This is a genomic window from Endozoicomonas sp. SCSIO W0465, from assembly GCF_023716865.1.
Taxonomy (GTDB): Bacteria; Pseudomonadota; Gammaproteobacteria; order Pseudomonadales; family Endozoicomonadaceae; genus Endozoicomonas.
Genome location: NZ_CP092417.1, coordinates 628631 through 643442, shown reverse-complemented (window position 1 = coordinate 643442; position 14812 = coordinate 628631). Strand labels below are relative to the sequence as shown.

The 14812-nt window shown below is 48.3% G+C and carries 15 protein-coding genes; 11 read left to right on the top strand and 4 right to left on the bottom strand.

Going from position 1 to position 14812, the window contains the following annotated elements; all coding sequences use genetic code 11:
• The first annotated feature begins 227 nt into the window (after positions 1-227).
• Positions 228-632, top strand: coding sequence for a helix-turn-helix domain-containing protein (locus tag MJO57_RS02755; protein WP_252022775.1), 405 nt, complete (start codon positions 228-230; stop codon positions 630-632).
• A gap of 36 nt (positions 633-668) precedes the next feature.
• Here the strand turns inward: MJO57_RS02755 and MJO57_RS02750 are convergent, their stop codons facing one another.
• From MJO57_RS02750 to MJO57_RS02740, 3 genes are all read right to left on the bottom strand, one after another.
• Complete coding sequence (locus MJO57_RS02750) at positions 669-1295, bottom strand: nucleotidyltransferase domain-containing protein (RefSeq protein WP_252022772.1); 627 nt, start codon at positions 1293-1295, stop codon at positions 669-671.
• 124 nt (positions 1296-1419) lie between these two features.
• A complete protein-coding gene (sfsA, locus tag MJO57_RS02745; protein ID WP_256493228.1) occupies positions 1420-2175 on the bottom strand; it encodes a DNA/RNA nuclease SfsA in 756 nt (251 codons plus the stop codon).
• 61 nt (positions 2176-2236) lie between these two features.
• Positions 2237-2587, bottom strand: coding sequence for a hypothetical protein (locus MJO57_RS02740; protein WP_252022768.1), 351 nt, complete (start codon positions 2585-2587; stop codon positions 2237-2239).
• Between the two features lie 47 nt (positions 2588-2634).
• On the opposite strand from MJO57_RS02740, the gene dksA reads away from it, so the two are divergent.
• The 8 genes from dksA to MJO57_RS02700 all read left to right on the top strand — a co-directional run bounded on the left by dksA (position 2635) and on the right by MJO57_RS02700 (position 9377).
• Entirely contained in the window at positions 2635-3078 is a 444-nt protein-coding gene (dksA, locus tag MJO57_RS02735) for an RNA polymerase-binding protein DksA (protein WP_252022766.1), read from the top strand.
• Between the two features lie 176 nt (positions 3079-3254).
• Positions 3255-4151, top strand: coding sequence for a tRNA glutamyl-Q(34) synthetase GluQRS (gene gluQRS, locus MJO57_RS02730; protein ID WP_252022764.1), 897 nt, complete (start codon positions 3255-3257; stop codon positions 4149-4151).
• 250 nt (positions 4152-4401) lie between these two features.
• Positions 4402-5157 (top strand): hypothetical protein, encoded by a 756-nt coding sequence (locus MJO57_RS02725; protein WP_252022762.1) that lies wholly within the window; start codon positions 4402-4404, stop codon positions 5155-5157.
• Positions 5158-5241: 84 nt separating this feature from the next.
• A complete protein-coding gene (locus MJO57_RS02720; protein ID WP_252022760.1) occupies positions 5242-5868 on the top strand; it encodes an alpha-ketoglutarate-dependent dioxygenase AlkB in 627 nt (208 codons plus the stop codon).
• A gap of 197 nt (positions 5869-6065) precedes the next feature.
• Positions 6066-8288, top strand: a complete 2223-nt coding sequence (locus MJO57_RS02715) for a hypothetical protein (protein ID WP_252022758.1) — start codon at positions 6066-6068, stop codon at positions 8286-8288.
• A gap of 42 nt (positions 8289-8330) precedes the next feature.
• On the top strand, positions 8331-8891 hold the full coding sequence (locus MJO57_RS02710; protein WP_252022755.1) for a hypothetical protein: 561 nt from the start codon (positions 8331-8333) through the stop codon (positions 8889-8891).
• Positions 8892-9007: 116 nt separating this feature from the next.
• Positions 9008-9184 carry a hypothetical protein gene (locus tag MJO57_RS02705; RefSeq protein ID WP_163370786.1) on the top strand — a complete coding sequence of 59 codons (177 nt, stop codon included), beginning with the start codon at positions 9008-9010 and terminating at the stop codon, positions 9182-9184.
• The gene (locus MJO57_RS02700) at positions 9174-9377 is read left to right on the top strand and encodes a hypothetical protein (protein ID WP_252022753.1); all 204 of its coding nucleotides are present in this window, start codon (positions 9174-9176) and stop codon (positions 9375-9377) included. Before MJO57_RS02705 ends, MJO57_RS02700 begins: the two co-directional genes overlap by 11 nt.
• A gap of 3 nt (positions 9378-9380) precedes the next feature.
• Here MJO57_RS02700 and MJO57_RS02695 read toward each other — a convergent pair whose 3' ends face one another.
• Complete coding sequence (locus MJO57_RS02695) at positions 9381-10415, bottom strand: transposase (protein WP_252026884.1); 1035 nt, start codon at positions 10413-10415, stop codon at positions 9381-9383.
• Positions 10416-10530: 115 nt separating this feature from the next.
• On the opposite strand from MJO57_RS02695, the gene MJO57_RS02690 reads away from it, so the two are divergent.
• Both MJO57_RS02690 and MJO57_RS02685 read left to right on the top strand, forming a co-directional pair.
• Entirely contained in the window at positions 10531-13410 is a 2880-nt protein-coding gene (locus MJO57_RS02690) for an ATP-binding protein (protein ID WP_252022751.1), read from the top strand.
• Positions 13407-14804: a sigma-54 dependent transcriptional regulator gene (locus tag MJO57_RS02685; RefSeq protein WP_252022750.1), complete on the top strand. Its 1398-nt coding sequence runs from the start codon at positions 13407-13409 to the stop codon at positions 14802-14804. Before MJO57_RS02690 ends, MJO57_RS02685 begins: the two co-directional genes overlap by 4 nt.
• The last annotated feature ends 8 nt before the right edge of the window (positions 14805-14812 follow it).

Sequence of the window (14812 nt, the reverse complement as noted above, 5' to 3'; positions counted from 1 at the left end):
AAAATAGCTTTGCCATCATCCATCCGGGTTTTCAGTTCAGCAGTCGTTTGTATTAGTTTCACCACTATGTTTCAGTGTTGAAACTAATAAGGTCTATTTATCTTGCAACCCCCTGTATGTGATCTATGTTTCCTGCACATAAGAAAAAACCCGGATCATCGGAGTTCGCACCTCCTACCGGGTTTTCCTCAAAACAAGTGAGCTATTGCTCGGGAAGTATTATAGCAATGATTTCCTTTGCCTACACAATCGGGATTGCAAAGTTGATACGGGTAAAACTCAATACTGAGGGTTTGGAAAACCTGAACATGACCCAGAAGTACCTGCTAGTTGTGCTGGCGACCTTTGCCAACTCTGAAGGGGAGTGCTGGCCGAGCCAGGGAGTACTGGCAGAAATTCTTGGCGTAACACAGGGAACGATCTGCACCAGTTTGAGAAAGTTGGAAAAAGAAAAATTCATTGAAAGTTGTCATCGAAAAACCAGAAACGGGGGTAAGGCCAGTAAAATCTACCGGATGCTGTTTGAACCGTTTATGTTTAAGCGTATCAAGGAGGAACAATACAACTGCTTCGGCCAGCGGATCGACGATCCTCGCATGACCGACACTGCCTGGGCAGAAGGATTGGAGTAAAGCAAACATAACAACCCGCTCAACCGGGCAAGCCGGTTAGCTCTCGGATATGCGAACTACTTGCCTGGCCAAGGAGCTCAACAAATCAAGGTTTAACGGATCTCTGTAAGTTTGCTCAAATAGCCTGAAAACTGTTGGGTCGTGTTGTTGCAAATAGTTGAAACTCTTCTTTGAGCCTAAATACCACAAACCGCGCATATCAAAATATATTTCCAGTAAGTCATGTTGTAGCCACGTACGGCGATAATTGCCATCCAGGTCTTTATCATGCGCCCGCTCCAGCATTTTCATTACCCACTGATGAAGGTGTGCCCTATCATCATCAGACATGGGCGGTTTCCCGTCTGCGAGCTTTTGCTTCACTTTAGCCAGGTAGTCAATTCCCAGGCCCCGTGTATCGTGAATTACTTTTCCATCACTGAAACGGAGTGCTTCTTCAGGAATTGAGTCGAGAAAAGCGGTTGGATAAACCCATACATCAAGGAAAACACCTTGAAATAGCCTTGCCTCTTTATGCTCATTCGGGCGATCCCAGAAACAGGCGATGTCTATGTCACTGGTTTCCGTCGCTTCACCACGGGCATGAGAACCATAAAGGATGATGGTATGAGGCTCATATTTTTCTTTCAGCTCTTCCAGTGCCAAATCCAGGATATCGTCCATTTTTCCTCCGGGGATGTACTTCGGGCCAGTGCAGCACGCCATTCAGCCTCGTTCAAGTCATTTTGACCGGGCAGGAGTGAGGTAGTTGAGGTTTCATCATATTTAATTCTTTAATTTATATTGTTTATCCAACCGGCAACTGCCTGACCAATGTAATACTATCCGGCGACATTTCTGCCCCCCAGGCCATCACCTCCACTCCGGCCTTAACCGCCTGTTGCAACGCATCCGCATAAACCGGATCAATCTCTGTTGCTGCAGCCACATGATCAATACCGCTGTGCTGGACGCAGAAAAACAACACAGACCGGTGACCAGCAGCAACCATCCGGGTCAGCTCCCGGAGATGTTTTACGCCACGACTGGTTACGGCATCCGGGAACAGGCCAAGGCCATTCCCCATTGCCAGCGTGACACTTTTTACTTCCACATAACAGTCGGGCAGGCCTTCCTGGGGCAGGCCATCCTGGGGCAGGCCATCCTGCTGCAGCAATAAATCAATACGGCTGTTTTGTTCGCCATAGCGAACCTCACGACGGATAGTCTGATAGCCGGCTAGCTCCAACACCTGACCAGATAATATAAGCTCCTCAACAAGGGCATTGGCCCGACCGGTATTCAGCCCGGCCAGAGTCAGGCGTTCTGCACCGTTAAACACCACCGGAATTTCAGCCTGTTCCCAGGTGCAGGGGTATTTACGCCGGGGATTGCCTGAGTCTGAATACCATACACGGTAACCCGGGTAGAGGCAGTTTTTCATGGAACCGGTATTCGGGCAGTGAAGAGTAATCTGTGAGCCATCGGCCAGCTCGACATCGGCCATGAACCGTTTGTATCTTTTTATCAGGCTGGCCTCAGAGAGGCGACTATCGTATTTCATTATCGATACTCATTACTTAATTTCATTAATTTACTTATTAATATCCTAAAATAGAATTTTATTATGCCGATTGTTTATTCCTGTCCTTGCAGGGCTGACAGGCTCTCTGAATCCATTGGATCACCGATTCAGCGATGAATATCAGTTGACCTGAGGACAGGTTTTGGTCAATGTCGTAAAGCGGATGACATTTTTTTATGGCGTCTTGCCATGTGTTTTGGTAGTTTCTCCGCTTCTTTAAGGAAGGCAAGAGGCAAGTGCCAGGGGCTTTTGTTCTCGCCAGGCATCCGTGGTGTTGACCTTGGCTTTCAGGGAGCCGGCTTACCGGCGATAACAGAGGGATCGCAGAGGCTGCTTTCAACAGGCAGAACGCGAGCGCCTCTAAATGGAGAGATTCAGGATTCTTGATCATTTGCGAGATCCCCTGGCTCATGAATAGAAGGTGGTGAGGCTGTAATCATGTCAGCACAGAAAAACGCGGATACAGGCAATCTGCTCAAATCGTATACCCCCTACCAGGAAAAGGATGGGGAAGAATACATGAACGAGCAACAGATCGCTCACTTCACCAGAATCCTGCAGAATTGGAAGCAGGAGCTGATGGAAGAAGTGGATCGTACAGTTAACCATATGCAGGATGAGGCCGCGAACTTCCCTGATCCGGCAGACCGCGCCAGTCAGGAAGAAGAGTTCAGCCTTGAACTGAGAACCCGTGACCGTGAGCGTAAACTGATCAAGAAAATCAACGATACACTGTCCCGGATCGAAGAAGACGATTACGGCTACTGCGACAGCTGTGGCGTAGAAATAGGCATCCGTCGTCTGGAAGCACGCCCCACCGCTACGCTCTGTATCGACTGCAAGACACTGGCCGAGATCAAGGAAAGACAACTGGGTAACTGATTTACCCGGATGATGAGTCAGGCTGTGACTCGATGATGAGTATCGCAGGCTGATTCATCCCTCGACTGGTTTGATTTTTTATCGTTAATGGCACATTAGCTGCAAACAGACCTCTGCCAACTGCATCGGCTACGACACTCACAAAATACCACTTGCCTGATTTATAATCACTCGCTATGGGCGACAAACTGAACATTCCTCCCTACATTGGTCGTTTTGCGCCCTCCCCTTCCGGCCCTCTGCACTTTGGCTCTCTGGTTGCGGCACTGGCCAGTTACCTGGATGCTCGAGCCCATCATGGAAAATGGCTGGTTCGTATGGAAGATATTGACCCGCCGAGAGAACAGCCCAAAGCTGCAGACCAGATTCTCAAGGCCCTGGACGTTTATGGCCTGCACTGGGATGACAGCGTACTTTTTCAGAGTGATCGTAGCGAGGCCTATGATGACGCCCTGGACGCTCTGCTGCGTGAAGAGAAACTGTATCCATGTACCTGCACCCGCAAAAAACTGGCCGGTTTGAACGGTGTGTATCCCGGTTATTGTCGACACCGCCGGGTAATCCCAAGCCAGCCTCATGGCCTCAGGCTGTTATGCAATAACCAGATCATTCAATTTCAGGATCGTATTCAAGGTGACCAGTCGTTTGCTTTGAACACGCTTGGCGATTTTATTCTCAAGCGTAAGGACGGGCTGTATGCCTACCAACTGGCCGTTTGCATTGATGATAACTTTCAAGGGGTAACTCATATTGTCAGGGGAGTAGACATTCTGGATTCAACCCCGAGACAGCTCTATCTGCAAAGCCAGTTACATTATCCCCACCCTGTTTATGCCCATATTCCGGTGATTACCCGGAACAATGGCAATAAACTCAGTAAACAAAACCATGCTCCGGCCATACCACTGACCAACCCCCGTCCACTGATGATCAAAGCATTGACTGCTTTTGGCCTGAAGCCAGAGCCAGAGCTGTTAATGAACTCGGTTGAAGAGATTCTGTCCTGGGGAATAAAACACTGGTCTATGAGGAACATGGCAGGGAAAAAAGAGATTTTTCAGGATTCTCTTTAAGAGCCACACTCCACTGCCACAATTAGAAACGCAGTCAGTCATGACACCCTTCCGGTTAATCCTCCTGTGCCATGCGCTGAGTCCCCTGTGGATAGGGTCATGGTAACGCTGAACGCACAATAAAACCTCAACAACCCTGAGCAAACCTACCGCTATCCTGTCGAACATGTTATATATGGTCGAATAAATCATATCCGGGTGCCTTAGCGTCTGGTGGTGGACCCCGAAAAGATGTGTTCAAGGAGCGAATATGTCGATAGTCCTTAAAACAGCGCTTGCTGCTGCTCTCTCATTTCTAGCCATTAACCTGCCGGCAAATACACTGGCTTTTTCCTCCCCAAGTACTGCCTCCAGCAGACCTGCAGCAGAAAAACCCGCCTTGTGTGATGCTGCCAGACGAACCCGGGAGCAGCTTATACGTCAAGAACCATCTATAAACAGCGACGCCCCCATTCACACACAGGGTTTATCATCCTGCTTTACACCGGATGAAAACCTGACCTTTGTCGCTATTCTTGAAGCGCAAAGAGTGCTTGGCCCTAATGCCCCCTGGTATAAAGAACTCAGCCAGGATGTAAAAAACCGTGTGACTGAAGCCTGCGGCATCATGGGCTATGAGAACAGTGATGTCAGTCGCGCTTATGATTATTGTCTGGAAAGCCGCCAGAAAGAACTGATGAGTCCATACGAAGAAAAGTTTGCCAAAGAGTCCAGTAAATATCTTCGCAAACGTCAGCAGGTAGCAGACAGCCTTGTGGTTCGTTGTGATGCATCATTAAGTGTAAAACGCAGCCAGCTCCCCAAAAATATGCGTTTCCCGGTGGCATGGTACAACTCGGACAGTCAGTCTGTCCCCAGTTGGTTACTGGAAGAAAAACTGGACGATGACCGGTGGCTGGAACAAATGGGCAAATTAAAAATTGATAATATTATGGCTGACGTTCTGGGTAGCGACTGTCCCGGTGAAATGATCTACTGGGTAACTTACGACGCTCCGGGACTGTAAACCGGTAAAGTCTCAGACTCTGTTGGCGCCCCGGCAGACCTGAGACGATCACAGGTGCTCAAGTAAGTTGTCAGGAGCCCGAACATGAATACATTCAACGCCGTTACAACACCTCCGGAAATTTACACCCCCCCCGATGCTCACCTGCTTCTATGGTCTCAGATAGTCCCCGAATCCACAGACTGGCAGTTATACTCAGAGCTTTACTCCACATTGCCCTGGCAACAGGATCAGATAACCATTTACGGTAAAACCCTCCCGGTACCCAGACTCCAGGTGTGGATGGGAGATCCTGATGCGCATTATCAGTATTCAGGCCTGGCGCTTTCTCCACAGCCATGGAGTCAGACCGTGACCGCCATTAAACAGCAGGTCGAAACGATCTGTTGCCATCACTTTAACTCGGTATTAATCAACCTTTATCGCAGTGGACAGGACAGCAATGGCTGGCACAGTGACGATGAGCCCGAATTAGGAGAAAACCCGGTGATTGCCTCATTCAACCTGGGAGCGACACGACGATTCCGGCTGCGCCACAAATACCGAAAAGACATTCAACCTTACAGCTTTGACCTGGTGTCAGGCTCTCTATTGTTAATGGCCGGAACTACCCAAAAATACTGGCAGCACTGCCTGACCAAAACAGCAAGACCCGTAGAGCCAAGGATCAACTTGACCTTTCGTCGCGTGATTACACGCTCCCCCGACTAACAATGGGCAAAAAAAACGGATAGAAAGATAATCACCGGAAAAGCCAGACATTAGCCTCAATCTTACTCCAACTTTGCAAGTGAACTTATTTCCACTGCAATAATCAAAAATGAAAGTAAAAATATTTAACAAAAGTAGTTTATTTAATTATTTCAGCTAGACAGTCACATATTTAGTTTAAAAAAAGGTTGACCAAAATGGCTAATTCATCACAGTCTTATCCAAGCACAAACTTTCAGGATCAAAGTTTCTGGCTAATGCCTGCCACTGGCTCACCGGAGAACCCTGCACCAGCAACTGGAACTTTTCACTCACGAGAGACCTCGATAAGGCCCTTGGAACGGCAGGAATTGAAGATTCGGGGATTTTCACAACAGGAAATTGAGGCCGCAGAGAAAGCATTGCGAGAAAGAAACACCACCCCTACCTATAACGCCATATTCCACTTTCTGGCTTCAGACTCTGACAATGATGCTTCCCCTCTCTTTCACCAACTCATTGAAGCTATTGGCCGGACATCAGGTGTGCAGAGTAAAATCCGCCTGGCGGAGGAACTGAGAAAATATTCAAATTCATTAAAAAATCAGACCGAAAAAAAACTTGACCAACACTACGCATCCCTGTGGCCCAATAGACAGACAATTGAAACCATCGTTGGGGGGTGGCCTGATTCGCTCGAAAAGCAAGCTGAATATATCAAAATTAACTGGCCAGAACTGGTGATAAAAGGCGATATGGTGTTTAACTTCAGTTCGACATCAAAAGTTTGTTCCAACAACTATGGATTCACCAGTGAGCCCCCGTCACCGTTAGGGTATCTGGCCTTTTTCCGCCTGATCAAAGACATCTGGTTCGACGCCTATGAGACTGAAAATCTATGCATCATGAATAGAGTCAGCCATCTGCTGATCTCCTTTACCCGGGCGATATCCGACAACACCAGAAAATGCAAAGGTGGTAGTCGAAAAGAACAATACGAAAATGTCATTAAACGAGAGCTGAAAAAAGGCATCTCATCGACTTATGATATCGGTGCTTTTGCTTTTTTGCTGGTAACAAACCCACCGTTATGGCGTGATCATAAAAATGAAGCATTAAAATTGCTGACCAGTAGAGCTTTTAATAATAAGGAAAAAAAACTGGCTTCCCTGTATTCACAGTGGCTGGATCCGGACCAGCAAGATCAGGCTTGCAAAACTGTCGAGTCCGAGGTAATCCCTGAGATTACCTTTGCTTCCCTTTACCTTGATAGCATTTATGACTACCTGATGAAATATAAAGCACAGAGTTTTCTGGGTATAGGAACACCAGGTAAAGAAATAGCCTACGGAGAGTACTTTGATAGCACCACTAAACAGTTAGTAAACCCCATTCAAATGCCTGACTGGAAGTCATTACCGCCTATTCCTGAGATAAAAGAAACACTGTCTCAATTTTATGCCAACCCCTGCCATCAACAGCTTTTTTTAGGAACAGAAGAATTCAAGGCATACCAGCAAGAACAAAGGCAGCTGAAAGCCAGGCAACGGTTCACTGATGCCATTACAATGACCACCAGGCAGATTAGAAAAGAGAAGGCAGCGTTGATTAAGAAACAATTCAAAGAACAGGGATTTGCAGCCAGAAAGGACTGTCTGGGCAACGTCAGCTACGGAGAGGCCTACTATAAACAACGCAAAAAATACATTAGTTACCTTAAGAAGCAAAAACTGGCCGTTGAACAACAAATTGGCGTTCCTATTCCCTTTAAAGTGACTGCTGCACAGCTGAACCAGGTACTTGATGCCTTTGATGACTTACCAACTGCTGAGCAACGGTACTGGAAAATGAGCCCTGCCTACGCAAAAAGTACAGCCATTCCAGATCTATTAGCTGATTTAACATTGACTCAAAATTCGGTGCCTGAAGAAATGTTGGCCCATGAGCACGAAAACCTGCTGGAACAACAAAGCAAATTTATTACTTGCCGCTGCTCAGAGTGTACCATTTGCGAAGCGACCCGTTATCTTTGCGAATGCCGGGATGGTTTGAACCAGAGAGTTACCAAAAGAGAGAACAAACGTAGAGATGTTGTTCTGAAAAAAAATATTATTAAAAACATTAAGGCTTACTATTCTAAAAACTACTGTACAGAAGGCACACCTGTGCCTGAGAAAGATAAGCAGACAGCACTGCCTGCAACACATACATTAAACCGATATAAGAGAAAATACACACAACTCTCTGGTGACCGTAAGAAAATCTTCCCTTCCGGTTCTTTCGCTCAACTTTCTCGCTATGAGCACACGCTCAACGATGGCAGCCAGTGTGAGAAAAAACACCGTCCGGATTGTGTGATTGACAAGCAACAGCGCGAGCTAATTCACAAAGTATTAGATAAAAGATTGTATGCCCCTGAAAGAGGCAAACAACGTCACTGACTTTCACCAGAACCTGCCGGGCAACGAAAATACTATCAAGTGTTGAGTCAACTTTATAAACATCATGCTGACAAACCGCTATCCCGGATAAGCACGACTGAAATCCTTGACTGGTTTGCTAAAAACCCGAAACAGGCAGAGGCAGCCGTTAACGATTTGCAGGACAAGCCACAGCTGGTCAAGTCGCTGTTTACACCAGGTACTCTGGAGTTTGCCACACCCAAGACACTGGCGGCTATTCCCTGTCAGATAATCTACCACGATATTGAATCATTTAATAAACACCTCCATGCCCTGGCAACCAAAAAGAAGAGTAATTTTGTTCCTCTGGATAATAAGAAAGTGAAGGGCTTTTACCTTCATAAGACATTCTGCCTTGCCTGTCGTACAAACTTTGGCCAGAGGCGGGAGCTGCAGGCTCATTTACAAGCAACGCATCAGGCCACCATGGATAAAACGTTTGCCAGTATCCGGGCACATGAGCCGATAGATGAACCTGCCCCCATTAACACGCCGGGCTTACCTATAGAAAATATGGAGCGAATCCCCTTCCATCGACAACCAGAGGCATTCTCAGCCCTCTTCAAGCATGAACGTGCATAGATACACGGTTTATCCAGGGAGCCCTGCCGCACAAGATAATCTGTCAGTAATCTTTTGCGGTTTACCCATATAACCATTACCATGTCCGTCCAATTGCGAAACTACCCCAGCGTAATATGTATATCTACCGACTGGTTCTGCTTCTGGTGATCGGTATTTACCTTTTTTCTCCCGCCATCATGGGCTGGTGGATTACGTTTGGTGAACAGTGGTATCAGCCCTGGATACTCTGGTTCATCCTGATTGTCGCAGGCTTTACCCTTCAGATCAGGGGTAATAGCGATGAGCTTTGAACTGGAGTATATCGTTCTGGCCAGTGTTGCCTATCTGGCGGTTCTTTTTCTCTGCGCCTGGGCCACGGATCGTGGCATCATCCCGCGCAGAGTGGTTCATCACCCGGCAACCTATGTTCTCTCCCTGGGCATCTACGCCAGCAGCTGGGCCTATTATGGCAGTATCGGGGTTGCCCACGACGATGGTTATTAGGACTTACGCATTGATGACACCGATAAATTTTGGTAGGAGGTGATCCTTCCCCTTTGCAAAACTCTCAATGAAAGCGCCTATTGTCTCTTTAAACAGCCCCCGTTGGTGCTGATAAATATTCGTAAACTCCTGCTCTATCTGCATTTTCTGGAGATAAACAAAAGCTAAAATTGCAGCAAATATATGGTTTCTGACGGGTCGTTCGCTGCGAACCTGAAAGTGCTCAATATGGCAAACCTGCTTGATCGCCCTGTGAAACTGTTCGATCTGCCAGTGCTGGTCATGGATCTGCTTGAAGTCATTGCGTTCAAAAGGGACTTCCTCTGGCAAGTAAACCACGTAGTGGCGACGCTGGTCTTTTAGCATCGTCCTGAACAACCGGATCTTACCGAAGTCTTTGAGCCATACATCCAGACCATTGTCGGGGATGTCGAGGTGTTGAACCTGCTGCCATTTACCTTTTTCCAGTGATACTGTCCTGTTTTTCTCAACGGCAAACATAAACCCAGTCTGATGGTTTTTAATCGTCTTCAGGTTAGTCGTGCAGCTGTACCAGGAGTCACCGGTAACGAACGCTGGCTTCAGCCCCCATACCAGCACTTCAATCAACATTTCACGGAAGTAGTCGTTTTTTGTCTTGTCTTCCGATTTGTCGTATATCCTGTAATTCACCGGCATATGGCGCCCGGATACGTCGGTGTAATAAAGGGTGATGAGGTTAACTCCCTTAACCACTCGGTGATGTTTACCCGACCAAAAGTGGCCAACCAGTGCCACGGAGTAGCTATAAGGTTTGTCGAGCACGCTGTCATCAACGCTCAGGGTGCCGCCAATAGGGTTTAAACTTTTGACTGCTTCATCGTACATATCTTTGGGCTGATAGTTTTCACGCTTAAGAAAGCGGTTTGCGCTATCGTGAGAAAAGTCGGTAACCTCGGCCAGTCTTGTGCATGTTGATGATTTTGGCTCACTAATCAAAAAGCCAATGTATTTTGCAAGAGTGCATCGTGCAGTGGTCGGTCGAGTGGTAGTTCTCACTTTCATCCCTGAAGACATCTGTTTTTTGGCATTATCAAATTTTAGAGCCTGTTGTCAATGCGTAAGTCCTAGTTATGTTTTTCTCGGTTTTTACTTTGGCTTGAGCGGTGCATTTTTGTTAGCCCCCGTTCTGCTGGTGCCACTATTAAGAATAACCTCCACCTATCAACTCAGTTCTCTGGCCGATGTACTGGCATTCCGTTTTCGAAGCCCGGTAGCGGGTACCTTAAGCACACTTTTACTGTTGTTTATCACCTTTCCCCTGCTGGCCCTGCAAATACAGGCCGTGGCAGATGGCGTTTATCTGCTAAGTGATGAAACATCCCCGGAAATGCTGGCCTTCGGTTTTTGTATTCTGGTCACGTTACTGACCATGATGTTTGGCACCCGGCACTTGGCCAGCCGCCACCAGCATGATGGTCTGGTGGTGGCGATTGCCTTTGAGTCTCTGCTCAAGCTGCTGATCATGGTACTGCTTGGGAGCGTCGTTATCGCCGAGGTGTTTGGTGGCTTTTCCGGATTAAACCACTGGCTTGAAGCAAACTCTGACGTCATTATCGGGATGAACTCTCATCTGGAAGACGGCCCCTGGCGGACAACGCTGTTAATGTATTTTGCCTCTGCTATCGTTATGCCTCATATGTTTCATATGACGTTTGCCGAAAACCGCGACAAAAAAATGTTGTTCACAGCCAGTTGGGGCCTGCCTTTCTTTTTATTACTGTTGAGTATTTCCACCCCTCTGATTCTCTGGGCAGGTCTCAAAATTGCGAGCCCTTATCCGCCTGAGTACTTTCCATTGGCTATTGGTCATGCACTGGATAGTCGATGGTTAACCATCATCGCCTATATAGGAGGACTTTCTGCAGCCAGTGGCCTGTTTATGGTGACCTCACTGGCACTGTCATCCATGCTGCTTAACCACGTCGTTCTGCCCCTTTATCAGACCCTTTATCAGGCAAAAGAGCCAGTCCAGGCCCAGATGAATATCTACCGCTGGTTGACCAACGTAAAACGTCTGATTATTGCCACACTGGTCCTCGCCTGTTATGGGTTTTACCGGCTATTGCATAACGAGGTGGACATGTACAGCCTGAGTATCGTCGCCTATGTGGGTGCCTTGCAGCTGCTCCCCGGTACTCTTTCTACTCTCTATTGGGGCAGGGCAAACCATAAGGGGCTGATTCTCGGGATTCTTTCTGGAACTTTAGTTTGGTTTTTTACCCTGATGCTGCCTTTAACCATCGGACTTGAGATTTTCCCAATCCGCAGCGTCAACTTCGGCACCATCACTAACGATGGCTGGTATATTGCCGCCACTTCATCATTGCTCGTGAATGTTCTGGTGTTTTACCTGGTATCCTGTTTTACCAGAATGCCTGATGAAGAGAGCAGCGCGGCTGCCGCCTGTCTGGTTCGGGAGGTGAGCCAGCAACCCTACAAAATCCCCAAGGCCAGCTCTTCCTACGAATTTCAGGAGATGCTCAGTGCTCCACTGGGCCCGGTGGCCGCTCAGACGGAAATCAATAAGGCCCTGACGGATCTCAATATGAGGCCCGACGACAACCGACCACACTCCCTGAGACGCCTCAGGGAACGTATTGAGAATAACCTGTCCGGGCTTATGGGCCCGACCATTGCCCATGATATCGTTAACTCCTTTTTACCACTGGATGTTGACAATGATTACGTCCCGAAAGATATCCATTTTATGGAGTCCCGGCTGGAAGCGTATCACTCTAAACTGACCGGTCTGGCGGGTGAGCTTGATAGCCTGAGACGTTATCATCGGGACACATTGAACAGCCTGCCCATGGCCGTCTGCTCCATTGACGCGGTCATTGAGAGCTCGTCGGCTAATAACCGGGAATCGCTGCCATCGAACAGCACGGGTGAAGTCATGCTCTGGAATCAGGCCATGGCAGAATTAACCGGTATTCCTGCCGAAGCTGTCCTGGGAGTGCCCCTGAAGACCATTCCTGCTCCCTGGAACCAGATCCTCAGTGATTTTATGCAACTCCCTGATAATCACCTGAACAAGCACAGTGTCGAATGGGATGGACACACCCGCTATTTCAGCTTGCACAAAGCCGCTGTTCAGGCACCTGTTTCCGGTACCGGTGGTAATCAGGTCATGTTGCTGGAAGACCAGACGGAAACCCAAATGCTGGAAGAACAGCTCTTTCACAGTGAACGACTGGCGTCTATCGGTCAGCTGGCCGCCGGTGTTGCCCATGAGATTGGTAACCCGATTACCGGTATTGACTGCCTTGCCCAGGAAATGAGTGCGCTCTCACCGGACCCGGATATACAACAGAGTTCCCGGCAGATACTGGAGCAAACCCAAAGGGTGAGTCGCATTGTGCAAACGCTGGTGTCTTATGCCCACTCCGGCAAGAAAGGAGGACAGAAAATCGGACATAACAGTGACTCCCCTTCCGTAACAGAGCCCGTAGAAGTTTTCAGCACCATCCAGGAAGCCATTAGCCTGTTGCAATTGAGCCATAAGAACAGCAATATCGTATTCCGCAATTTATGTACCGATGGCCTATGCGTCAGCGGTAATAGCCAAAAATTACAACAGGTGTTTATCAATCTGCTGAAAAATGCGGCCGATGCCTCAGACGAGGGCAACGATACGCAGGACACTGTGAACACTGAAAGCCTGGTTACCGTCAGCACCACAGCCAACCAGCACACGGTCACCATTCGTTTTGCAGACCAGGGGCACGGCATCCCGAAAGCGATTCAGGAAAGGCTGTTTGAGCCGTTTTTCACCACCAAAGAGGCGGGCAAAGGGACTGGCCTGGGCCTGGCGCTGACCTGGAATATTATCGAAGAACATTTTGGCAGCATTCAGGTGGTGAGTCCGCTGGACCCACTCACAGGGAGGGGAACCTGCTTCATCATTTCGCTTCCACGCTACGAGTCTGAGTCATTGATGACTGCAGACGCCGGGGAGCAGCCGTTGGAATTTCAGGGGGATATGGCATGAGTCAGGACCAGATACTGATTGTCGAAGATGAAGAAATTATCCGGTCGTCACTGCGTCGTCTTCTTGAACGACAGGGATATAGTATTACTGAGGCCGGCTCAGTCCATGAAGCCGAGGGCTTTCTTCAGCCACAGGCGTTTGTAAAACAACCGCCATTTTCACTGATCATCAGCGATCTGCGACTTCCCGGTAAACCCGGTACTGAAATGATTAACCTGGCCAATGGCATTCCCGTATTGATCATGACCAGCTACGCCAGCCTGAACTCGGCAGTCTCAACCATGAAGCAGGGTGCCGTTGATTATATTGCCAAGCCCTTTGATCATGCAGAGATGATTCAGAGAGTGGCTGAGGCTATTGAAAAACAGGTGGCTCACAGCACCGATCCCGATCAGGACGATCATGAAAGCCAGGTTCAGGAGACCTGCTCTGGCAATGGTTTTAATGGCATTCTGGCACAATGTGATGCCATGCAGCTGTTGTTTCGGCAAATACAGAAAGTGGCACCAACCGATGCAACGGTATTGATTCAGGGTGAATCAGGCACCGGTAAAGAACTGGTTGCCAAAGCCATCCATGACAACAGTAAACGCGTCAATGGACCAATGATTTCGGTCAACTGTGCAGCCATTCCTGAAACACTGATTGAATCCGAACTTTTTGGCCATGAAAAAGGGTCATTTACCGGGGCAACAGCCGCCAGAACCGGTCTGATCGAAGCAGCCAATGGTGGCACACTGTTTCTTGATGAAATCGGCGAACTGCCACTGGAAGCCCAGGCCAGGCTACTTCGCGTTCTTCAGGAAGGTGAAATTCGTCGTGTAGGTTCAGTACAGCCTCAGTCCGTTGATGTTCGACTGATTGCCGCTACTCACCGGAATCTCCGTCAGCTCTCTTCACAGAATGCATTTCGTGAAGACCTCTATTATCGACTGAAAGTGGTGGAACTGCGCATACCACCGCTCAGGGAAAGGGGCAACGATATCCTGATGCTGGCGGAAAAACTGCTGGCCAGAACCTGTGAAAAAATGGGGCTGGACGTCTACTCACTGGCCCCCGAAACCATGGCCGCCATCTCTCAGTATCAGTGGCCCGGGAATGTTCGCGAAATGGAGCATGCCATCGAACGGGCAGTCATCCTTTCCGAAGACAATATCATCACTCCGGAAAATCTGGATATAGAAGTTCGTGTCAAACAGACCCTGTTCCGTCAGGATGCAGAGGAGCTTCAGGATGGCCTGACACTGGAAGACTACTTCCAGCGTTTTGTTCTTGAACATCAGGATCAAATGACCGAAACCGAGCTGGCGCAAAAACTGGGTATCAGTAGAAAAACACTCTGGGAACGGCGCCAGCGACTGGGTATTCCAAGAAAGAAGACAACAGCAACTTAGGGCCTGAA